Raw genomic sequence first — 20577 nt, 5'->3', positions numbered from 1 at the left:
CAAGGCCGTGCCGCTGCCCGCCATCACCGCCTCGCTCTTCGCCCGCTTCGCGTCCCGCCAGGACGACTCCCCGCAGATGAAGATGATCGCCGCGCTGCGCAACCAGTTCGGCGGCCACGCGGTCGAGGCCCGGGATGGCCGGTCCGACATGTAGCGCCAGGACTGAGCCGGCCGCCCGGGCGGCCGGCTCACAGCTGGAAGCGCGGGCGCCGGTCCTCGGGCACCAGGGCGATGTACTCGGGGTGCTTGCCGATCCAGCTCCGTACGAAGGAGCAGAACGGCAGCACCTCGAGGTGCGCCTCCCGGGCCGAGTCGAGGGCCCCGCGCACCAGCCGCCCGCCGAGACCCCTGCCCTCGAAGCGGGGGTCGATCTCGGTGTGGGTGAACGCCATCTGGTCGTTCGAGCGTTCGTACTCCGCGAAGCCCGCGAGCTCCCCGCTCTCGCCGTCGAAGATCTCGAAGCGCGACTGCTCCGGGTTGTCCGTGACGCGTGGTTCCACTGTTCCTCCTGCGGTACGGGGGATCGGACCGTCTCGATGAATCGGCCGGTCCCACCGTACGCTCGGGTCCCGCCCGGGGCCCTCGGGGGCCCGAGGGCCCCGGGCGGACGCGAGGCGGCTAGCGCACCAGGCAGGGCCGCTTGTTGTCGAAGGTCCAGTCCGGGACGAGGTACCGCATCGCGGCCGCGTCGTCCCGCGCCCCGAGGGCCTTCTCCCGGTAGAGCTCATGGGCGGCCAGGAGGCGGTCCTCGTCGAGCTGGACACCGAGGCCCGGGCGGTCGGGGACGGCGACCTCGCCGCCCACGATCCGCGGCGGGTCCACGGTGAGCCGCTCCAGCCCTTCCTGCCAGATCCAGTGGGTGTCCAGGGCGTTGTACTCGCCCGGGGCTGCGGCGCCGCAGTGGGCGACCATCGCCAGGGAGATGTCGAAGTGGTTGTTCGAGTGGCATCCCCAGGTCAGCCCCGTCTCATGGCAGAGCTGGGCGACCCGCACCGAGCCCTGCATGGTCCAGAAGTGGGGGTCGGCGAGCGGGATGGACACCGACTGGAGGGCCAGGGCGTGGGTCATCTGGCGCCAGTCGGTGGCGACCATGTTGGTGGCCGTGGGGAGGCCGGTGGCGCGCCGGAACTCGGCCAGGACCTCACGCCCCGAGTAGCCGCCCTCGGCCCCGCAGGGGTCCTCGGCGTAGGCGAGCGTGCCGACCAGGGGCCGGCACAGCTCGATGGCCTCGCGCAGCGACCAGGCGCCATTGGGGTCGAGGGTGATCCGGGCCTCGGGGAAGCGCTCCTTGAGCGCCCGGACGGCCTTGACCTCCTCGTGGCCCTCCAGGACCCCGCCCTTGAGCTTGAAGTCGCGGAAGCCGTAGAGGTCGAAGGTGGCCTCGGCCTGGCGGACGATCGCCTCGGGGGTCAGCGCCTCCTCGTGCCGGATGCGGTACCACTCCGCGCCGGCGTCCGGTTCGCGCACGTACTCCAGGTCGGTGCGGCCGGGGTCGCCGACGTAGAACAGATAGCCGAGGACCCGGACGGAGTCGCGCTGCTGCCCGTCGCCCAGGAGCGCCGCGACGGGGACCTCGAGGTGCTGTCCCAGCAGGTCGAGCAGCGCCGACTCGACCGCGGTGACGGCGTGCACGGTGGTGCGCAGGTCGAAGGTCTGCAACCCCCTTCCCCCCGCGTCGCGGTCGGCGAACCGGTCCGCGATCTCGCGCAGGACGCGCTTGTAGTCGCCCACGCGGGCGCCGACGACGAGGGAGGCGGCGTCGCGCAGCGTCTGCGTGATCTTCTCACCGCCCGGGACCTCCCCCAGGCCCGTGCGTCCCTCGGAGTCCTCGAGGACGACCACGTTGCGGGTGAAGTAGGGGCCGTGCGCCCCGGAGAGGTTGAGCTCCATGCAGTCCCGGCCGGCGACCGGGTAGACGGAGAAGGCGGTGATGGTTGGCTGGCTCATTGACGGATTCCTCGGTCCCGGGTGGTTACAGCGACCTGCCCCACATACGTGCACGCTGTCTATGTATGTAGATGGAGGCTAAGGTGGCGAACACGCCGGGTCAATGGGTCCACGGCCACGGATTACGCTGACCGCCCGCCGCTGTACCCCGGTCGACCAGGGAGAAGCGGGCGGATGCCGGGGCGACAAGCTCAGAATCGCCTCAAATCTTCCACAGAAGGCGAACATGCGAGCGGGGTGTTCGTAGGGTCAAGATCATGACCAAGAGCCGCAGCGGTATTCACACCTTGCACATCCCGGACCCGTCCAAGGCCGCGGCGGGGGCCGCCCTGGACGCGGTCACCGAGCTCGGCGACGCGCTGCCCGACACCGGCCCGGACCTCTATCTGGAGTACGGTGCCAAGCACCTGCGCAACCATCTGCCCGCCGAGGTCCTCGACGCCCTCGCGCAGTGGCGGTACTCCCCCACCGCGTGGCTCACCCTGGCCAATCTGCCCGGCCCCCACGAACCCGTGCCCACCCCCCGGGACGGGTTCTGCGACGAATCGCTGCTGCGCACGCCCAACCTGGTGCACTTCGGCATCCTGCACCTGCTCGGGCTCACCCCGATCGCCTACCCGTGGGAGAACGACGGCCGTCTGATCAGGAACGTGGCGCCCCGCGCCGCCTCGGCCGACACCCTCACCTCCTGGGGGTACGCGCAGCCCCTCGACTGGCACACCGACGACTCGGTGCTCGACCACCGGCCGGAGGCGGACGCCGCCGAGGCCATCCCCCACTACCTGTCCTTCTTCGGCATGCGCAACGACGAGCGGGTGCCCACCGACCTGCTGCCCGTCGACACCGTCCTCGAGACGCTGCCGGACCGGACGGCCGAGGCGCTGCGGCGCCCCGACTTCACGGTGACCGCGCCCGAGTCGTACACCACCGACGACCACGGCAGGCCCCTGAGCCGCACCGTGGTCCCCGTGCTGTGGACGCTCCCGGACGGCAACGCGGCCCTGCGCTACGGCCCCGGCAGGCTCACCGGCCACACCCCCGGGGCGCGGGCGGCGCTGGCCGACTTCGAGCGCCACGCGGCCGGGCTGCCCGGCCTGCCGGTGATGGTCGAGGAGGGCGGGTTCCACATCTTCGACAACCGCCGGGTGATGCACCGCCGGGTACCCTTCCAGCCGGCCGCCGAGGGGCGCGCCCGCTGGCTGCGGCGCTGCTACGCCCACCGCCCCGCGACCGCGCCCGTCCCCGCGACGGCCGGCTGAGGCGCCGGCGCCCCGCCGCTGAGGCTCCCGCGCGCCCGCGCGACCGCGACCGCGCGGGCGGACCACGGGGGCGGACCACCCCGGCGGGGCGGCCCCGCCGGGCGCCACGAAGGCCATGTCCGATTTCCGCCAGCACCCCGCCCCGCGCTGCCGCACAGTGGAGGGGTGATGACCGACGACGGCAAGTACGAGGCGGTGTGCAGCCGCGACGCCCGCTTCGACGGCGAGTTCTTCTTCGCCGTCTCCACCACCGGGATCTACTGCCGGCCGAGCTGCCCCGCGATCACGCCCAAGCGGAAGAACATCCGCTTCTACCCGACCGCGGCCGCGGCCCAGGGCGCCGGCTTCCGGGCCTGCCGCCGCTGCCGCCCGGACGCGGTGCCCGGGTCCGCCGAGTGGAACGCCCGGGCCGATGTGGTCGGCCGGGCGATGCGGCTGATCGGCGACGGCGTCGTCGACCGCGAGGGGGTGGCCGGGCTCGCCGGGCGGCTGGGCTACAGCGCCCGGCAGGTGCAGCGCCAGCTCAACGCCGAACTGGGCGCCGGCCCGCTCGCCCTCGCCCGGGCCCAGCGCGGCCACACCGCCCGGATCCTGCTCCAGACCACCGGCATGCGGGCCGCCGAGATCGCCTTCGCGGCCGGCTTCGCCAGCGTGCGGCAGTTCAACGACACCATCCGCGAGATCTACGCCACCACGCCCAGCGAGCTGCGCGCCGCCCGCCCCGGCCAGACCGCGCGCTTCGGCCCGGTCGGCTCCGGGGACGGCGCCGCAGGGATCCCGCTGCGGCTCGCCTTCCGCGGCCCCTACGCCGCCGCGGAGGTCTTCGACTACCTGGGCGACCGCGCCCTCGCGGGCCTCGAGGAGATCACCGGGGAGCGCGGCGCCCGGACCTACCGGCGCACCCTGCGGCTGCCGAGCGGCGCCGGGATCGCCGAGGTCGACGAGGCGCCCGGCGCGGGCGGCTGGCTGGAGTGCCGGCTGCACCTGTGCGACCTGCGCGATCTGACCTGCGCCACCCAGCGCGTACGCCGCCTGTTCGACCTGGACGCCGATCCTTACGCGGTCGGCGAGCGGCTGGCCGCGGACCCCGCGCTGGCCCCGCTGGTGGCCCTGCGGCCGGGGCTGCGCGCGCCCGGCGCGGCCGATCCGCAGGAGCTGGCGGTCCGCGCGGTGCTGGGCCAGCAGGTCTCGGTGGCCGCGGGCCGCAGGCTCGGCGAGGCGCTGCTGGCCGCGTACGGCGAGCCGCTGCAGACCCCGAGCGGCGGGCTGACCCATCTCTTCCCCAGGGTTGAGCGGCTGGCCGGGGCGGCGCTGGGCGAACTGGGGATGCCCGCCGCTCGCCGTGAGGCGGTGCGCGCCGTGGGCGCTGCGCTCGCCGACGGCACCGTCCTGCTCGATCCCGGCGCCGACCGGGACGAGACCGAGAAGGCGCTGCTGGGCCTGCGCGGCGTCGGCCCCTGGACGGCCGGCTACATCCGCATGCGGGCGCTGGCCGACCCCGATGTGCTGCTGACCTCGGACGCGGCCGTACGGTCCGGGATGCGGCGCGCGGGCGCGGAGGCGGTGGACTCCGAGGCCTGGCGGCCCTGGCGCAGCTACGCGATGCACCACTTCCGGCACGCCGCCGCGGGCCGCGCGAACGACGAGGAACACCGGGAAAGGAACGACCGATGACGGTCTACACGACGATGGACAGCCCGCTGGGCGAACTGCTGCTGGTGGGCGAGGAGTCGACCACCGCCAAGGGCGGCACGGCCCTGGCCTCCCTGTCCGTGCCCGGCCAGAAGGGCGGCGCGGTCGTGGCGGAGGGGTGGCGGCGGACGCCGGAGGCGTTCGGTGAGGTCCGCGCCCAGCTGAGCGCGTACTTCGAGGGCGAGCTGACCCGGTTCGACCTGGAGTACGTGACCCGCGGCAGCGCCTTCCAGCGGCGGGTCTGGGAGGCCCTGGACACCATCCCCTACGGCACCACGACCACCTACGGCGGGCTCGCCGAGCGGATCGGGGCCCCGCGCGGGGCGGTGCGCGCCCTGGGCACGGCGCTCGGCGCCAACCCCCTGCTGGTGGTGCGCCCCTGCCACCGGGTGATCGGCGCGAACGGCTCGCTGACCGGCTACGCCGGCGGCCTGGAGCGCAAGCGGCGGCTGCTGGCCCACGAGGGCGTGTGAGCGCGCTGTTCCCCCGCCCCCGCATGGAGGTGGCGCCGGGCGCGGTGCATGTGCCGGGCTGGCTCACGCCGGGGCAGCAGCGCCGGCTCGTCGCGGCCTGCCGGGCCTGGGCCGGCGGGCCCGTCCCGATCCGGCACACCAGGCTGCCGAGCGGAGGCGTCATGTCCGTGCGGACGGTGTGCGTCGGCTGGCACTGGCTGCCCTACCGGTACAGCCGTACGGCCGACGACGTGAACGGCGCCCGGGTCGCCGAGTTCCCCGAATGGCTGGTGGAGTTGGGCCGCCGCGCGCTGGCCGAGGCGTACGGGGACGAGGCGGCCGCGGCCGGCTACACCCCCGACACCGCGCTGATCAACTTCTACGACGGCCAGGCCACGCTCGGCATGCACCAGGACAAGGACGAGAAGTCCTCCGCGCCGGTGGTGTCGCTGAGCATCGGCGACACCTGTGTCTTCCGGGTCGGCAACACCGCGACCCGCACCAGGCCGTACACCGACATCGAGCTGGCCTCGGGCGACCTGTTCGTGTTCGGCGGGCCCTCGCGGTACGTCTACCACGGCGTGCCCAGGGTCCTCGCGGGCACCGGCGACCCCGCCACCGGGCTCAGGACGGGGCGGCTGAACATCACCCTGCGGGTGACGGGGCTCCAGGACTCCTCCTGAGCGCGCGGTGCGGTGGTTAGGGTGGTGATCGCGGGCGACGGCGGCGAGGACCGGCGGCGCGCCCGGCACCCTCACAGGAAGGCGGACGACGTGGCGGGCATCACGGGTCTCACGGACATCGCGGCCATCGAGGCGGCCGCCGAGCGGATCGCCGGACACGTCGTGCGCACCCCGGCCGTGCCGAGCCCGGGTCTCACCGCGCTGCTCGGGGTTCCGGTCACCGCCAAGCTGGAGTTGCTGCAGCGCACCGGCTCCTTCAAGGCGCGCGGGGCGGCGGCGAAGCTGCTGTCGCTGAGCGAGGCCGACCGCGCGGCGGGGGTGGTGGCGGTCAGCGGTGGCAACCACGGGATCGGGGTCGCGGTCATGGCCGCCGCCCTGGATGTGAAGGCGACCGTCGTGATGCCCCGGTCGGCGCCCGCGCGGTCCGTGGAGACGGCGGAGGCGGCGGGGGCCACCGTCCGTCTGATGGACGACATGGACGGCGCGTTCGCCCTCATGTCCCGGCTGCGGGACGAGGGGCTGACGCTGGTGCACCCCTACGACGACCCCGTGGTGGTCGCCGCCCAGGGCACCGTGGGCCTGGAACTGGCCGACGACGCGGGCGAGTTGACCGATGTGCTGGTCAGCATCGGCGGCGGCGGGCTGATCGCCGGTGTCGCGGCCGCGCTGCGGGCCCGGCGGCCCGGGGTGCGGATCTGGGGTGTGGAGACCGCGGGCGCCGAGGCCATGTCCGAGGCGCTGGCCGCGGGCGGCCCGGTGCCGGTCGCGCTCTCCTCGATCGTCACCACGCTCAGCGCGCCGTCCGTCTCCCGGCTCACCTACGACCATGTGTCCGAGCTGGTCACCGAGGTGCTCGTGGTCTCCGACGCCGAGGCGGTGCGGGGCACCCTCGACCTCGCCGAGCACGCGAAGGTGTGGGCCGAGCCCGCCGCCGGCTGTCTCCTCCCGGCCGCGCGGCGGGTGGTGGAGCGGGTCGGCGAGGGCGTCCGGCTGGGTCTGGTGGTCTGCGGCGGCAACGCGACCACGGCGGACGTCATGTCCTGGGCGGGCCGCTTGGGCGTCGGGACCCGATAACCGTCGGCGGCCGTCGCCGCGCGTTCTGCCCGCATGGTGGACAGGGCTCCGGACGGTGACCTGGTCGGCCGTCACGGAAAACCGGGTTCTCGCCGTTCTCCCCCCGTGACGCTGCGTATATTGAGGCCGAGTTCATGGGGTCAAGTCCTGAACGGCGAGGGCGGGGGGCGGGGATGACCACCGAGGTGGCCTCGGGCCGGAAGGCGCGGCCGGATCGCTATGACGCGATCATCGTCGGCAGCGGCATCGGCGGGCTGGTGTGCGGCGGCTATCTGGCCGCCGACGGCCGCCGCGTCCTGGTGCTGGAACAGCACGACGTGGCGGGTGGCAACGCGCATGTCTTCCGCAGGCGGCGGCGCTACGAGTTCGACGTCGGCACCCACTACCTGGGCGACTGCGGGGAGGACGGGATCATCCCGGCCGTCCTCTCCGGGCTCGGCGTCGGCGACCGGGTGCGGTTCCGGCCGATGGACAACGAGCGCGGCTTCGACCGGGTGATCACCCCCACGGTCACGCTGGACGTGCCCGCGGGCTGGGACAACTACCGCGACCGGCTGAAGCGCGCGCTGCCCGGCGAGGCCGCCGGGATCGACCGGTTCATCGACCTCGCCAAGACCACCACCGCGCTGAGCCGGGCGAGTCTGCTGGGCGAGCCCGTCATCGACCTCTACCGCGCGTCCCCCGAGGTGACCCGCTGGAGCCGGCGGTCCCTCGGCGCGGTGTTCGACCACTGCGGTTTCTCCGCCAGGGCCAGAACGGTGCTGGCCGCGCAGTTCGGCAACTACGGGGCGCTGCCCGCCGATGTGAGCTTCTCCGTGCACGCCAACCTGATGGACCACTATCTGCGCGGCGCCTACTACCCCGAGGGCGGCGGGCAGGTGCTGGTGGCCGCCCTGGTCGAGGCACTCGAGGGATACGGCGGGGAGCTGCGCACCCGCACCTCGGTGGCCCGTATCCTCGTCGAGGACGACACGGCCGTCGGGGTCGAACTCACCGACGGCGAGCGGATCACGGCGCCCCTGGTGATCTCCAACGCCGACTACCGCAGGACGGTCCTGGACCTGTGCGGCGGAGAGGCGGTCTTCCCCTCCCACCTGGTCAGACAGACCCGCGAGGCGACCATGCGCTTCCCGCTGACCGCGGTGTACGTCGCACTGGACACGGAGCTGCCCGACACCCCCAACGCCAACATCTGGTGGCACGCCGACGACGACCTGGAGCGGACGCACGCCAGGATGATCGAGGAGGGGATGCGGGAGATTCCCCAGCTGATCTTCTCCTTCGCCTCGGTCAAGGACGCCGGCGCGCCCAACGTGTGCCCGCCGGGGCACAGCAACTTCCAGCTCATGACGGTCTGCCCGCCCGGCCATGCGTTCTGGGGCGTGGACAAGGGGCCGGCCGACGGCGGGCCCTATCGCCGCAACGCCGCCTATGTGGCGCGGAAGAAGCAGGTCACCGAGGCCATGGTGGCCACCGCGGAAGAGGTCGTCGGGCCCTTCCGGGACCACATCACCCATCTGGAGACCGCCACCCCGCTGACCAACGAGCGCTACATCCGCGCCAGCGGCGGCACCCCCTACGGGCTGGCCAACTGGGGCGGCGTCGGCAAGCGCCCCGATGTGCGCACCGGCGTGGAGGGGCTGTATGTGGTCGGCCAGAGCACCCGGTACGGCAGCGGGGTGGGCGGGGCGGCCACCGGCGGGATGGTGTGTGCCTCCCATGTGCTGGGCCGCCGACTGCTGGCGGAGGTGCACCGAGGGGCCGTCGTGGGAGACCCCTCGCTGCTCCCCGACCGCGGGCCGGGCTGGGATCCACTCAGGGTCTCCCGCGGCCGGGCCCGCCGCGAGGCGAAGGGCCTGGCCCGCATCGGCTGACGGCCCGCGGCGGCCTCACCCGGCCTGCCCCGCCCGCTGCTCCAGGAGCCTGGGCGGGGCGGCCTGCCGCCAGGAGTCCAGGAGGATGTCGCGCATCTCGTCGATGTCGTCCAGCGCGGCGAGCCGCACCCGCACCCAGGCGAAGCTCGCCTCGTGGTCGGCGATCCAGAACTTCTCCGGCTCGGCCAGGACCAGCTCGTCGCGCTCCACCTTCGGGCACCTGACGGCCATCGAGGTCTCGTCCTCGGGGAGGGTGGCGAACATCTTCCCGGCGACCCGGAAGGTGGGCATGGACCAGGCGATCTTCTCGGTCGTCCCGGGGAGCGACAGCGCGAATGCACGGACATCGTCGGACGTGGTCATGGGACGACCGTAAGGCACGCCACCGACACCCGCCCGGCCGGACCGCCCACAACGGGCCGGCGAACGCCGGGCGACGGACGCCGGCGGACGAATGCGGGGCGTGCGCCCCGGCGTCAGCGGCCCACGGCGTAGCCCTGCGCGCCGCGCGGGTTGGCGGCCGCGAGGAGGACGCCGGTGTCGGGGTCGCGGGCGACCGCGCACAGCCGCCCCTCGGTCCAGGCGCCGCCGACCGTGACGTCATGGCCGCGGCGGCGGAGCCCGGCGATGGCGGGCTCGCCGATCCGGGACTCGACCACGACCTTCCCCGCGGCCATCGACCGCGGGTGGAACGAGCCGGGGAAGCTCTCCTGGTGCCAGTTGGGCGCGTCGATCGCGCCCTGCAGATCGAGCCCGGAGCGCACGGGCGGCCGCAGGGCGACGGCGAGGAAGAAGTGCGTGCTCCACTGGTCCTGCTGGTCGCCGCCGGGGGTGCCGAAGGCCATCACGGGGGTGCCGCCGCGCAGGGCGAGGGAGGGGGTGAGGGTGGTGCGGGGGCGGCGGCCGGGGGTGAGGGAGCCCGGCAGCCCGGGGTCGAGCCAGGTCATCTGCAGCCGGGTGCCGAGCGGGAAGCCGAGGGCGGGGATCACGGGGTTGGACTGCAGCCAGCCGCCGCTGGGGGTGGCGGCGACCATGTTTCCCCAGCGGTCGACGACATCGAGGTGGCAGGTGTCGCCCCGGGTGGTGCCGTCGGGGCCGACGGTCGGCTCGCCGGCGCCGGGCGCGGTGGCGGGCTCCGGGTCGCGGGACGCCGAGCGCGCGACCGCGGCCAGGGCCTGCTTGCTCAGGCGCGGCTCGCGGCCGCCGGGCCGCCCGGGGCGCAGCTCCCGGGAGGCGCGCTCGCCGATGAGCGTCCGGCGCCGGTCGTTGTACGGGGCGGAGAGCAGGTCGTCCAGCGGGACGTCGGCGGCGTCGCCGTACCAGGCCTCGCGGTCGGCCATGGCCAGCTTGCCGCCCTCGATGAGGGTGTGCAGAAGGTCGGGGGTGCCCAGGTCATCGGCGGTCAGGCCGGGCGGCAGCAGGGCGAGTTGCTGCAGGAGCACCGGGCCCTGGCTCCAGGGCCCCGCCTTGCACACGGTCCAGCCCTCCCAGTCGTAGCGGACGGGGGCCTCGTAGCCGGCGGCGAAGGCGGCGAGGTCGTCGCCGGTGAGGGTGCCGGCGTGGCGCTCCCCGGAGGAGTCCAGGGTGGGCCGGGCGGCGGCCTCGGCCAGCGCCTCGGCGATGAAGCCCTCGCGCCAGACCCGGCGGGCCGCGTCGATCCGGGCCTCGCGGCCGGACCCCTTGCTCCCCGCCTCGGCCTCGGCGGCCAGCGCCCGCCAGGTCGCGGCGAGGGCGGGGTTCTTCAGCAGCCGCCCGGGCGCGGGGGCCCGGCCGCCGGGCAGGTACAGCTCGGCCGAGGTGGTCCACTCGGTCTCGAAGAGCTCGCGCACGGTCTCGACGGTCTCGCCGACGCGCTCCACTGCGGGGTGGCCGTGTTCGGCGTAGCCGATGGCGTACTTCAGGACCTCGGCGAGTTGCTTGGTGCCGTGGTCGCGCAGCAGCAGCATCCACGCGTCGAACGCGCCGGGCACGGCCGCGGCGAGCGGGCCGGTACCGGGGACCAGGTCGAGGCCGAGCGAGGTGTAGTGGTCGATGGTGGCCCCGGCGGGGGCCGGGCCCTGCCCGCACAGGACGGTGGGCGTGCCGCCCGCCGGGGCGAGGATGATCGGCACCTCGCCGGCCGGTCCGTTCAGGTGGGGCTCGACGACGTGCAGCACGAACCCGGCGGCCACGGCCGCGTCGAAGGCGTTGCCGCCGTCCTCCAGCACGGCCATGGCCGACTGGGAGGCCAGCCAGTGGGTGGAGGACACCATGCCGAAGGTGCCCTGGAGGGTGGGGCGGGTGGTGAACATCAGAAGCTCCTGGTCCGGGTACGGCTCGATGGTGGAGCGCGGGCGCGGCCGCGGGCAAGTCCCCCGAGGAGTGCGCTCCGGCGGGTCACAGGGCGCGGTGCATGATGTGCAGGCCCACGTAGCCCTCGGTCGGGTGGCGGAAGCCCTCCGGCAGGGTGCCCAGCACCTCGAAGCCGAGCGACCGGTAGAGCCGCACCGCGTGCGCGTTGGTCTCCACGACCGCGTTGAACTGCATCCGGCGGAAGCCGGCCGCCCGCGCCCAGTCCAGCGAGTACTGGCACAGCGCGCGGCCCACGCCCCGCCCGGAGTGCGCCGGGTCGACCATGTAGCTGGCGCTCGCGATGTGCGCGCCGTTGCCCATGTGGTTGTTGTTCATCTTGGCCGTGCCGAGGACCGTGCCCGCTTCGTCGACGGCGACGACCGTCCGGTTCGTCGGCGCCAGGAGCCACCAGTCGCGGCCCTGTTCCCGGCCGAGGTCGGGCGGATAGGTGAACGTCTCGCCCGCGGCGACGATCTCGTGGAAGAAGGGCCAGATGGCGGGCCAGTCCCGCGCGGTGGCTTCCCTGATCAGCATCCGGACATGATGCCGAGGGGGCGCGCGGGCCCGCCAATGGTTTGCGCGCGCCGCCTCCGCCGGCCGGTCGCGGGTCAGGCCCGCTGGGCCAGTTCGCCGAGGAGTTTCCAGGTGCGGCGCTCGTCCTCGGGGGAGCCGATGGCGGTCTGGGTGTAGACCAGTTCGGTCACGCCCGCCTCGGCGTACGCGGCCACCTGGGCGGCGAGCAGCTCCTCGTCGCCGATGGCGACGAGGTCGGCGGGGTTGTCGATGCCTTCGCGGTCCAGGGCGGCGCGGTAGGCGGGGAGGGTCGCGTAGTGCGCCATGTTCTCCTCGGCGCGGGCCCGGGCGCCCGCCACGTCGGCGGTGACCACGCCGGAGACGATGGCGGCGACGCGGGGGGCGGGGCGGCCGGCGGCCGCGGCGTGGCGGGTGAGGGTGGGCACGGTGTACTCGGCGAGGGTGCGCGGTCCGGAGAGGATCGGCAGCGCTCCGTCGGCGAGTTCGGCGGCGGCGCGCAGGGTCTGCTCCCCCGCCGCCGCGACCAGCACCGGCACCCTCGGGCGGGCGCCCGGCACACTGGCCGGCAGCGAGGTCCTGGCGACGAGCGTGTCGCCCTGGAGGTCGACCGCGCCGGTCTCCAGCAAGGAGCGCAGGGCTTCGAGGTGTTCGCGCAGGTGCCGGACGCGGGGGTGCGGGGTGGGCCCGTAGGTCTGCTCGACGAAGGACTTGACCGACAGCCCGACGCCGAGGGTGAAGCGCCCGTGGGAGGCCGCCTGGGCGGTCTGGGCCTGCATGGACAGGGTGATGGGGTGGCGGGGGTGGATCGGCACGACCGCGGTGCCGATGTCGATGCCGGGGACCTCACGGGCCGCCAGGGCGGCCACCGTGATGGCGTCGTGGTCGAACCGCTGGGTGAACCAGGCCGCGGACACCCCGGCGTCGGCCAGTTCCCGCACCTGGCCGATGAGGGTGTCGACGGAGTTGGCCTCGCGGGACAGCTGGTGGTGGTCGGTGGGCAGGGCGACACCGATGCGCATGACGTTGCTCCGTATCGACGGTCGGCGGACAGCGGCCCTCGCCGTCCGGCGGGGGCCGGGCACAGATCTTAACCCGGTAAGCAAATTTACCAGGTTAAGAATTCTGGGGCTGTCGGAGTGTCAGGCGCGTTCCTGGGCGGGCCGCTCGGCCGGGGCCTGCGCCGCCGGGGGCGCCACCGGGATGGCCGCCGGGGGGCGGCCCGGGAGGCGCAGCGCGGGGAGCACGGCGGCCAGCATGAGGGCCACGGCCCACAGATAGGTGTCGGCGAACGGCCCCGAGTGGGTCGGGGTGGTGGCGCCGCCGCCGTTGACGGAGAGGGTGACGGAGAAGAGGGCCACCCCGACCGCGGCCGCCACCTGGGAGGTGATCTGAAGGGCCGTCGAGGCCGAGGGGGCGTCGTCGGGCGAGATCCCGCGGGTGGCGGCGGCCATGGTCGGCATCATGGTCAGGCCGACGCCGGTGCCCAGCACGAGGAGCGAGAGGGCCAGCCGCCAGTAGGCGAGGTTGTCCGACAGTTGCGCGGTCAGCAGACCCATGCCGAGCGCCGCCGTGGCGACCCCGCCGGCCACCAGCCGGCGCGGCGGGACCCGGTCCGCGAGACGCCCGGAGAACTGCATGGTCACGCCGGCCGCCAGTCCCAGCGGGGCGCCCAGCACACCGGAGGCCGTGACGCTCTCGCCGCGCACCACCTGGAAGTACATGGGCAGGAGCAGCATGCTGCCGAAGTAGCCGACGACGAACAGGGCCAGCGTCACCGCGCCGGCCGTGAAGGCGCGGTCGCGGTACAGGCGCAGGTCGATCAGCGGGTGCGGGGAGGTGCGGGCCCGCAGGACGAAGCCCACGACCAGCGCGGCCCCCACGGCCGCCGGGAGCAGCACGCCCAGGTCGCCGAAGTCGCGCCGCTCCGCGCCGGTGGACAGCCCGTAGAGGAGCGCGGCCAGGCCCGGGGAGAGCATCAGCAGGCCGGGGACGTCCAGCCGCCGGCCGGGCGCGCCCTGGGCCCGGGGCAGGGCGCGGGCGGCGACGAGCAGGGCGAGGGCACCGATGGGCACGTTGATGGTGAACATCCAGCGCCAGGAGAAGGAGTCCACCAGCCAGCCGCCCAGCACCGGTCCGCTGACGGGGCCGATGAGGATGGGGATGCCCATGATGCTCATGATGCGGCCCATGGTCTCGGGGGTGGCGGCCCGCATCATGATCGTCATGCCGGTGGGCACGATCATGCCGCCGCCCAGGCCCTGCACCATCCGGAAGGCCACCAGCGACTCGATCGACCAGGCCGTGCCGGCCAGCAGGGAGCCCAGGGTGAACAGCGCGATGGCCGTCATGTAGACGCGTTTGGTGCCGAACCGCCGGATCGCCCAGGCCGTCACCGGGATCACCGCGGCCAGGGCCAGGGAGTAGCCGGAGGCCACCCACTGGACCGTGGCGAGCGGCGCGTCGAACCGCTCGGCCAACGGGTTGATGGCGACGTTCACGACGGTGGTGTCCAGCACCGACATGATGGAGCCGAGGGTGACCACGGAGGCGAGGACCGCCAGCCGGGGTGTGGTGGGCGGGGCGTCGCCTGAAGTGTGCGTGGTAGGTGCCATGACGGAGCCTTGTCTTCGTAGCCGGGGCCGGGTGGGCGGGCGCCTTGCCCGCCCGCGTCCCGAGACTCGGACATCAACCAAGGTTCAAGTCAACCCGCGGCCGGCTCCGGCGTGTCGTTCGGCCCTCCGCGCCGCTCACCGGGGGACGAGGCGGCGGGAGACGAAGCGCCGGGGGCATCAGGCGGGCGGGCGTCAGGACAGCGGCAGCGCCCGGATCGACTTGCCGCGCACCACGTACAGCCGGTCCCGGCCCGCCAGCAGCCCCGTGGTGCCGAGGAAGGAGCCGGACGAGTCGCGGAGGGTCCACCGCGTCCGGCCGGTCCTGAGGTTCACCGCGACGGCGGCGGCGCGGCTGTCGGAGGAGGGCGGGAAGACCAGCCCGCCGGCCACCGTGGTGGGGGCGGGCGGCAGGGCCAGATCGGTGTCCGCGGCCCACTTCCACCGCACATGATGGGACGCCAGGTCGATGGCGAACACATGCGTGCCCAGCACCGTGAGGTAGGCGACCCCGTCCGCCACGGCGGGGGCGCCGAACACCGGCCCCTCGCCCGTGCCGGAGGGCAGTTGGTCCGGGTCGATCCGCCAGCGCGCACGGCCGGTGCGCAGGTCGAGCGCGGTGAGCCCGCGCCCGCACACCAGCACGGTGTCCCGCGCCACCGCGGTCCGCCAGGCCGGCACCTGACTGCCGCCTTCGTCGATCAGGCCGTCGTCCGGCAGTTTCACGGTCCACCGCCGTCGGCCGTCGGCCGTGTCGTACGCGGCCACCGAGCCGGCGTCGACGAGCACCAGCCGGCCGGCGGCCACCCGGCCGGGGAGCGCCTGGGCCTCGCCGCGCGCCAGCTCCCGGCGCCAGCGCACCCTGCGGGCCGCCGTGTCGTACGCCAGCAGGAAGCGGCGCCGGGTGTCCGGCATTCCGTCGCGGTGCGGGCCCGAGTGGCCGACCACATACGCGGTGCGGCCGTCCGCGGCGCAGACCGGGAGGTCCATGAAGCGGAAGGTGATCCCCAGCGGATCGGAGTACCAGGTCCTGCCGTCGGCGGGGTCGATCATCGCCAGCCGGTCGTCCCCGTCGGCGTAGGCGGCCTTCATGACGAGGAGGCCGCCGCAGGCCACCGGCGTGTACCCGGACACCGCGGGCGCGGTCCAGCGCAGGGTGCCGCGGCGGGCGTCCACGCCGAGGACGCCGTCGCCCGGGTCGGCCTGCAGGGCGATGACGTCCCGGTGGAGCAGCGGCCGGCCCAGGTCCCCGATGGGGCCGCGGTACTCCCACAGCGGCTGGGGCGCGGTGTCCGGGCCGGTGGCGCCGGGGGCGGGCCGGGAGCCGCCGCGGGTGTCCCGGTCACCGGAGCCCGCCGCCCACCACACGCCGCCCGCCACCCCGGCGGCGGCCAGGGCGCCCAGCCCGCCCAGCAGCAGCCTCCGGCGGGCCGGGCGCGGGCCGTCCTGGGGCGGTGGCGCGTCGGTGAGGCCGGCGGGCGGCGGGGCGGCGGGCTCCCCGCTCCGACGCACCTCCGGGTCCCAGACGGTGGCGGTGCGCAGCGCGAGGTCATGCAGGACGCCGACGGGGAGCCGCCCGGCGAATCCCTCGCCCCGCCCCGGGGGTTCGCGGTCCCACTCGTCCCACTCGTCCCGCCCTTCCCGCCCGCCGTCCTCGCCCGTTCCCGCCAGGGCGCGGGCGATCCGCTCGGCGGCGGGCCGGTCGGCGGGGTCCTTGGCCAGGGCGCCGACGATCAGCGGCCACAGCTCCTCGGGCAGCCCGGCCAGGTCGGGCTCCGCGTACGCCACGCGGTACAGGACGTCGTTGGCCTCGCCCTCGCCGAACGGCGCCCGGCCGGTGGCGGCGTACACCAGCAGGCCGCCCAGCGCGAACACGTCGGCGGGCGGTCCGACGCTCTGCCCGCCGACGGGGCGCGCCTGTTCGGGCGATATGTAGGCCGGGGTGCCCACCTGGCGGCCGGTGCGGGTCAGCCGCTCGGCGCCCACGGCCCGGGCGAGCCCGAAGTCGATCAGTTTGGGCCCGTCGGCGGTGATCAGCACGTTGGAGGGCTTCAGGTCCCGGTGCACCAGGCCGTGGCGGTGCACCGTGGCCAGGCCCCGGGCGAGCGCCGCCCCCAGGGCGCGCGTCGCGGGGTACGGCCAGGGGCCGTGCGCCTCGACGGCCTGCGCCAGCGACGGGCCGATCAGGTATTCGGTGGCCAGCCACGGCCGCGGCCCGGCGGTGTCGGCGTCCACGACGGCCGGGACGAAGTCGGCTCGGCCCAGCGCCCGGACGGCCTGGAGTTCCTGCCGGAACCGCTCCCGGAACTCCTTCTCCTCCGCCAGCTCGCGGTGGACCGCCTTGAGGGCCACGGTCCGGCCGCCGTCGGAGCGGGCCAGGTAGACGGTTCCCATGCCGCCCGAGCCGAGGCGGGCGAGCAGGCGGTAGCGGCCGAACGCCTCCGGGTCGTGGGCGAGCAGCGGCCGTACCGGCAGGGCGGATCCGTCCGCCGTCACGTTCACGGTCATCCCTTCACTCCACCGGAAGCAGGAACACGGCGGCGCCGTGGGCGACGACGGCCGACGATCCCGCGGGGTAGACGTAGTACTCCTCGAGGAGCTCGCCGCCGCTCTCCTGGAATCGCCACCGCACACCCCCCGTCCGGGCGTCGAGCGCGAACACGCCCGCCGCCACGGCGGCCAGTACGGTACGGCCCGAGTGGCTGACCGAGAGCTTGGGGGTCGCCTTCCACACGGTGTCGTCGGGCAGCGCGGAGCGCCACAGTTCGGTGCCGTGGTCCGGGTCCACCGCGTAGACCAGCTTGGTGCCGTCGGACACGTACAGCACATCGCCCCTGCCACCCGGCCCCGGGCGGACCACCGGATGGCCCAGCGGGGACTTGGTCGTGGCGTAGCTGTTGATGTCCAGCGACCACCGCTGCCGGCCGGAGTCGATGTCGACGGCGCGCAGCCTCGCCCCGTGCGCGGCGTAGATCAGGCCACGGGTGGGGGATATCCCGAGCTTGTCGCCGGTGTCGACGCCGTCGAAGCGTCTGCGCCACTCCTGGTGGCCGTCGGACAGCCGCAGCGAGATCAGCTCCACCGTGCCGCCGGGGTATCCCAGGCCGATCAGCGACCGGCGGGCGGGGAACGCTCCGATGTCGTCGCCGTAGGCGGCGGGCAGCCGGCTGCGCCACCGTTCGCGGCGGGCCCGGGTGTCGTACGCGACCACGTAGGCGGGGGGCTTGGCGCCACCCGTACCGGTGGCGGTGAAGTAGGCGTGCCGGCCGTCCGCGTCGACGGACAGCATGGTCTTGAAGGTCAGGTCGGTGCCGGAGTACCTGGACTCCACCCAGCGCTGGTGGCCGTCGCCGGCGTCGAAGGCGACGAGTCTGCCGCCGATGTCGACGAGGGCGAGCCGGCGGCTGATGGGCTCCGGGGTGCCGTCGGTGCCCAGGTCGTCGCGGCGCCAGCGCGGGCGGCCGGTGCGCAGGTCGAGCGCGACGGCCTCCTGGGCGTTGGTGATGATGGCGAGTTCGTCGCGCCACACGAGGGGCGGGACGGAGGTGGCGTCGGTCAGGTCGAAGCGCCACCGGGCCACCGGGGCGGTGCCGGCCGGCGGTCGCGCCGCCGGGCTCGCGGAGGCGCGCGGGGACCGGCCGGGGTCGGTGAGGGCGGACAGCCCGCCGCGGCCCGCCACCCACCCGGCCACCGTGGCACCGCCCGCCAGCAGCACGGCGGCGCCCGCCGCCGCGGTGGTGAGCACGGCGCGGCGGGAGGCCGCCGCGGTGCCGGAGGGCGGCGGGTCCGCGGCCGGGCGCGCACGGTTGTGCCCCTCGCCCCGCGTGGCCGCGGTGTACAGCTCCTCGCCCGTCAGCACCTCGCCGTCGGTGCCCGGCGCGGGGCGCCCGCCGGGCGGGGCGGCCGCGGGGGCGTCGGCGGTCGCGGGCTCCTCCAGCACCAGCACCTGCGCGGCCTCGCGGGCCAGCCGGGCGACCACCGGGCTCGGCAGCCGCGGTGGCGCGGTCCGCTCGCCCCCGCCGCCGAACGCGGCGCGCAGCGCGGCGGCTTCCGGGCGGGCCGCGGGGTCCTTGTCCAGACAGCCCGTCAGGATCGCGGCGAGCGAGGCGGGCAGCGAGCCCAGGTCCGGCGGTTCGGCGGCGATCCGGTACAGCACCTGCGGCGGCGCGTCGTCACCGAACGGGGGGCGGCCACAGGCCGTGTAGGCGAGGACGGCGCCGAGGGAGAAGACGTCGGAGGCGGGGACGGGGGCGCGGCCCCTGGCCTGTTCCGGGGAGAGGAAGGGGGCCGGCCCGGCGAACCGGCCGGTGTCGTTGTCGTACGCGTCATCTCCCCCGGCACGCCCTCCCCCGGCGCGCTCTCCCCCGACACGCCCTCCCCCACCGGCCTCGTGTCCGCCTGACCCGTCGCCGCCGTCGGCTCCCCGGCGCGGCAGGCGCGCGTGGTGAAACCCGGTCAGCCGGGGCCCGTCCCCGGCGACGAGGACGGCGTCGGCGGAGATGCCGCCGTGCACCATGCCGACCGCGTGGACCCGCTCCAACGCCTCGGCGAGCGCGCCGCCCAGCGCCCGTACCCCGGCCTCCGGGAGCCCTCGGGGCGCGGCGCGGACGACGTCGGCGAGCGGCACGGCGGGCACGTACGCGTGGGCAACCCAGGGCGCCGCCGCGTCGAGGTCGGCGTCCTCGGCGGAGCGGACCCACCGGCCGGCGGCGGCCCGGGACGCCTCCACGTCGCGCCGCAGCCGGGCGCGGATCCGCTGGTCGTCGGCGAGCGCGGAGCGCACCAGGGTGACCTCGACGGCCGGCCCGGCGCCGACGCGCCGCCCCAGCAGCCGCACGCCGCTGTCCGTCTCGCCCAGGCGGGCCAGCATCCGGAACGGCCCGAGGCGGCGCGGATCGGCGTTGTGCAAGGTGTGCATGTATCGGCAGCCCTCCCGGCACGGTGTGCCGCGCCCCCGCTATCTGAACGTACCGCAGCCTAGGGGTGTTGAAGCGTGGAGGGCCGGGTGACGGGGGGTCACAGGACGGGCATGGCGCGCAGTGTGCCGGCGTGGGCCAGGAAGACCCGGTTGGCAGCGCCGGTCAGGTGCCAGCCCTCCTCGCCTCCGCCGCCGAGCGTCCACGCCGCCTCGGCCTTGCGCAGGTCGACGGTCACGACCCCGTCGTCCGGTCCCGACGGGTCCGCGCCGAGCGGGTGGTACAGGGCCCGGCCCTGGACCACGGGGGCGGTCGTGGGCAGCGCGTGCGTCCCGGGGAGGACGGACCAGCTCTGTTCGCCGGTGCGGGCGTCGACCGCGATCAGCTGGTCCTGCCAGGCGAGGTGGAGGGAGCCGTGGGCCGGGGCGGGGGAACCCCAGGGGCCGGTGCCGGGGGCGGGGGTGGTCCAGCGCGGCGCGCCGTCCGCGAGGGCCAGGGCCCTCAGGCGGGCGCCGCCCAGATACACGGTGCCGCCCGCGACGGCGGGCGTCAGGGCCGCGTCCACGCCGGTGTCCTGGCGCCAGGCGGCCGAGCCGTCGGCGGTGCGGTAGGCGGTCACCGTCCCGTCGGCTGCCGCGACGACGAGCCGTTCCGCGGCGACCGCGGCGGTCGCCTTGGCCGTGCCGGTGCCCGCTCGGATCGTCCAGCGGTCCCGGGCGCCGGTCAGTGGGAGCGCGCGCAGCCGCCGTTCACCGTCCAGTACGTAGGCCAGGGCGGCGTCGGCGGCCAGGAGCCGCGTCACACCGGCGGCCCGGGACCAGCGTTCCCGCCCGTCACGGGCGTCCAGCGCGGTGAGCCGTCCGCCCGCGGTGACCGCGAGGACCAGGCCGGCCGCCGCGAGCAGGCCCGCGGCGGGCAGCGGCGCGCCCCGGTCGGTCCAGGTCCAGGCGGGCTCCCCGGTGTCCGCGGCCCAGGCGGCGAGGCCCTTGGGGACTTGGGCGACCACGACCCGGCCGGCCGTCAGCGGGCCGGCGCCGTCGGTGGCGAGGCCGCCGCGGCTCCACAGCGGGGCGGGCGCGGTGCCGGTGGTGTAGCGCGCCAGCGGGGTGGCGCCGGGGACGCCGGGGTCCGGGCCGCCGTCGCCGCGCAGCAGCCACCACCCCGCCCCGCCGCCCGCGGCGCAGACGGTGACGGCCGCCGCCGACG

General features: G+C 75.4%; 16 protein-coding genes and 1 pseudogene. 7 read left to right on the top strand and 10 right to left on the bottom strand.

Annotated features, from left to right (window positions below; all coding sequences use genetic code 11):
• Positions 1–154: pseudogene (locus tag ABFY07_RS41175) on the top strand (6-phosphogluconate dehydrogenase); the annotation flags it as partial.
• Between the two features lie 34 nt (positions 155–188).
• On the opposite strand, the gene ABFY07_RS41170 reads toward ABFY07_RS41175, so the two are convergent.
• Together ABFY07_RS41170 and ABFY07_RS41165 are read right to left on the bottom strand one after the other, a co-directional pair.
• Positions 189–500, bottom strand: coding sequence for a GNAT family N-acetyltransferase (locus ABFY07_RS41170; RefSeq protein ID WP_346179370.1), 312 nt, complete (start codon positions 498–500; stop codon positions 189–191).
• 118 nt (positions 501–618) lie between these two features.
• Entirely contained in the window at positions 619–1947 is a 1329-nt protein-coding gene (locus ABFY07_RS41165) for an enolase C-terminal domain-like protein (RefSeq protein ID WP_346179369.1), read from the bottom strand.
• A gap of 257 nt (positions 1948–2204) precedes the next feature.
• Between ABFY07_RS41165 and ABFY07_RS41160 the strand changes: the two genes are divergently transcribed.
• The 6 genes from ABFY07_RS41160 to ABFY07_RS41135 all read left to right on the top strand — a co-directional run bounded on the left by ABFY07_RS41160 (position 2205) and on the right by ABFY07_RS41135 (position 8981).
• Positions 2205–3206: a TauD/TfdA family dioxygenase gene (locus tag ABFY07_RS41160; RefSeq protein WP_346179368.1), complete on the top strand. Its 1002-nt coding sequence runs from the start codon at positions 2205–2207 to the stop codon at positions 3204–3206.
• Positions 3207–3374: 168 nt separating this feature from the next.
• Complete coding sequence (locus ABFY07_RS41155) at positions 3375–4880, top strand: AlkA N-terminal domain-containing protein (protein ID WP_346179367.1); 1506 nt, start codon at positions 3375–3377, stop codon at positions 4878–4880.
• Entirely contained in the window at positions 4877–5371 is a 495-nt protein-coding gene (locus tag ABFY07_RS41150; RefSeq protein ID WP_346179366.1) for a methylated-DNA--[protein]-cysteine S-methyltransferase, read from the top strand. Before ABFY07_RS41155 ends, ABFY07_RS41150 begins: the two co-directional genes overlap by 4 nt.
• A 23-nt stretch (positions 5372–5394) precedes the next feature.
• Positions 5395–6033, top strand: coding sequence for an alpha-ketoglutarate-dependent dioxygenase AlkB family protein (locus tag ABFY07_RS41145; RefSeq protein ID WP_346179372.1), 639 nt, complete (start codon positions 5395–5397; stop codon positions 6031–6033).
• A gap of 99 nt (positions 6034–6132) precedes the next feature.
• On the top strand, positions 6133–7107 hold the full coding sequence (locus ABFY07_RS41140; protein WP_346179371.1) for a threonine/serine dehydratase family protein: 975 nt from the start codon (positions 6133–6135) through the stop codon (positions 7105–7107).
• A gap of 173 nt (positions 7108–7280) precedes the next feature.
• The gene (locus tag ABFY07_RS41135) at positions 7281–8981 is read left to right on the top strand and encodes a phytoene desaturase family protein (protein WP_346179365.1); all 1701 of its coding nucleotides are present in this window, start codon (positions 7281–7283) and stop codon (positions 8979–8981) included.
• 15 nt (positions 8982–8996) lie between these two features.
• Here the strand turns inward: ABFY07_RS41135 and ABFY07_RS41130 are convergent, their stop codons facing one another.
• The 8 genes from ABFY07_RS41130 to ABFY07_RS41095 all read right to left on the bottom strand — a co-directional run.
• Positions 8997–9344: an MmcQ/YjbR family DNA-binding protein gene (locus ABFY07_RS41130; protein ID WP_065967350.1), complete on the bottom strand. Its 348-nt coding sequence runs from the start codon at positions 9342–9344 to the stop codon at positions 8997–8999.
• Positions 9345–9457: 113 nt separating this feature from the next.
• A complete protein-coding gene (locus ABFY07_RS41125) occupies positions 9458–11272 on the bottom strand; it encodes a gamma-glutamyltransferase family protein (RefSeq protein WP_346179364.1) in 1815 nt (604 codons plus the stop codon).
• 85 nt (positions 11273–11357) lie between these two features.
• The gene (locus ABFY07_RS41120; protein WP_346179363.1) at positions 11358–11846 is read right to left on the bottom strand and encodes a GNAT family N-acetyltransferase; all 489 of its coding nucleotides are present in this window, start codon (positions 11844–11846) and stop codon (positions 11358–11360) included.
• Positions 11847–11920: 74 nt separating this feature from the next.
• On the bottom strand, positions 11921–12865 hold the full coding sequence (locus tag ABFY07_RS41115; RefSeq protein ID WP_346179362.1) for a TIGR03564 family F420-dependent LLM class oxidoreductase: 945 nt from the start codon (positions 12863–12865) through the stop codon (positions 11921–11923).
• A 120-nt stretch (positions 12866–12985) separates the two neighbouring features.
• Positions 12986–14458, bottom strand: coding sequence for a DHA2 family efflux MFS transporter permease subunit (locus ABFY07_RS41110; RefSeq protein ID WP_346179361.1), 1473 nt, complete (start codon positions 14456–14458; stop codon positions 12986–12988).
• 192 nt (positions 14459–14650) lie between these two features.
• On the bottom strand, positions 14651–16963 hold the full coding sequence (locus tag ABFY07_RS41105) for a serine/threonine-protein kinase (protein WP_346179360.1): 2313 nt from the start codon (positions 16961–16963) through the stop codon (positions 14651–14653).
• A gap of 4 nt (positions 16964–16967) precedes the next feature.
• Positions 16968–19373 (bottom strand): outer membrane protein assembly factor BamB family protein, encoded by a 2406-nt coding sequence (locus tag ABFY07_RS41100; RefSeq protein WP_346179359.1) that lies wholly within the window; start codon positions 19371–19373, stop codon positions 16968–16970.
• 98 nt (positions 19374–19471) lie between these two features.
• Positions 19472–20577: outer membrane protein assembly factor BamB family protein (locus ABFY07_RS41095; protein ID WP_346179358.1), on the bottom strand; the 1106-nt coding region annotated here is incomplete at its 5' end.

The organism is Streptomyces sparsogenes subsp. cuspidosporus, from assembly GCF_039532705.1.
GTDB lineage: Bacteria > Actinomycetota > Actinomycetes > Streptomycetales > Streptomycetaceae > Streptomyces > Streptomyces sparsogenes.
This window is presented reverse-complemented; position numbering and strand designations above follow the sequence as displayed.

Bases quoted from the DNA above. Each gene is read 5' to 3' on its own strand.
- ABFY07_RS41165 (WP_346179369.1), bottom strand. From the start codon at position 1,947: ATGAGCCAGCCAACCATCACCGCCTTCTCCGTCTACCCGGTCGCCGGC.
- ABFY07_RS41160 (WP_346179368.1), top strand. From the start codon at position 2,205: ATGACCAAGAGCCGCAGCGGTATTCACACCTTGCACATCCCGGACCCG.
- ABFY07_RS41155 (WP_346179367.1), top strand. From the start codon at position 3,375: ATGACCGACGACGGCAAGTACGAGGCGGTGTGCAGCCGCGACGCCCGC.
- ABFY07_RS41150 (WP_346179366.1), top strand. From the start codon at position 4,877: ATGACGGTCTACACGACGATGGACAGCCCGCTGGGCGAACTGCTGCTG.
- ABFY07_RS41145 (WP_346179372.1), top strand. From the start codon at position 5,395: ATGGAGGTGGCGCCGGGCGCGGTGCATGTGCCGGGCTGGCTCACGCCG.
- ABFY07_RS41135 (WP_346179365.1), top strand. From the start codon at position 7,281: ATGACCACCGAGGTGGCCTCGGGCCGGAAGGCGCGGCCGGATCGCTAT.
- ABFY07_RS41130 (WP_065967350.1), bottom strand. From the start codon at position 9,344: ATGACCACGTCCGACGATGTCCGTGCATTCGCGCTGTCGCTCCCCGGG.
- ABFY07_RS41125 (WP_346179364.1), bottom strand. From the start codon at position 11,272: ATGTTCACCACCCGCCCCACCCTCCAGGGCACCTTCGGCATGGTGTCC.
- ABFY07_RS41120 (WP_346179363.1), bottom strand. From the start codon at position 11,846: ATGCTGATCAGGGAAGCCACCGCGCGGGACTGGCCCGCCATCTGGCCC.
- ABFY07_RS41115 (WP_346179362.1), bottom strand. From the start codon at position 12,865: ATGCGCATCGGTGTCGCCCTGCCCACCGACCACCACCAGCTGTCCCGC.
- ABFY07_RS41110 (WP_346179361.1), bottom strand. From the start codon at position 14,458: ATGGCACCTACCACGCACACTTCAGGCGACGCCCCGCCCACCACACCC.
- ABFY07_RS41105 (WP_346179360.1), bottom strand. From the start codon at position 16,963: ATGACCGTGAACGTGACGGCGGACGGATCCGCCCTGCCGGTACGGCCG.
- ABFY07_RS41100 (WP_346179359.1), bottom strand. From the start codon at position 19,373: ATGCACACCTTGCACAACGCCGATCCGCGCCGCCTCGGGCCGTTCCGG.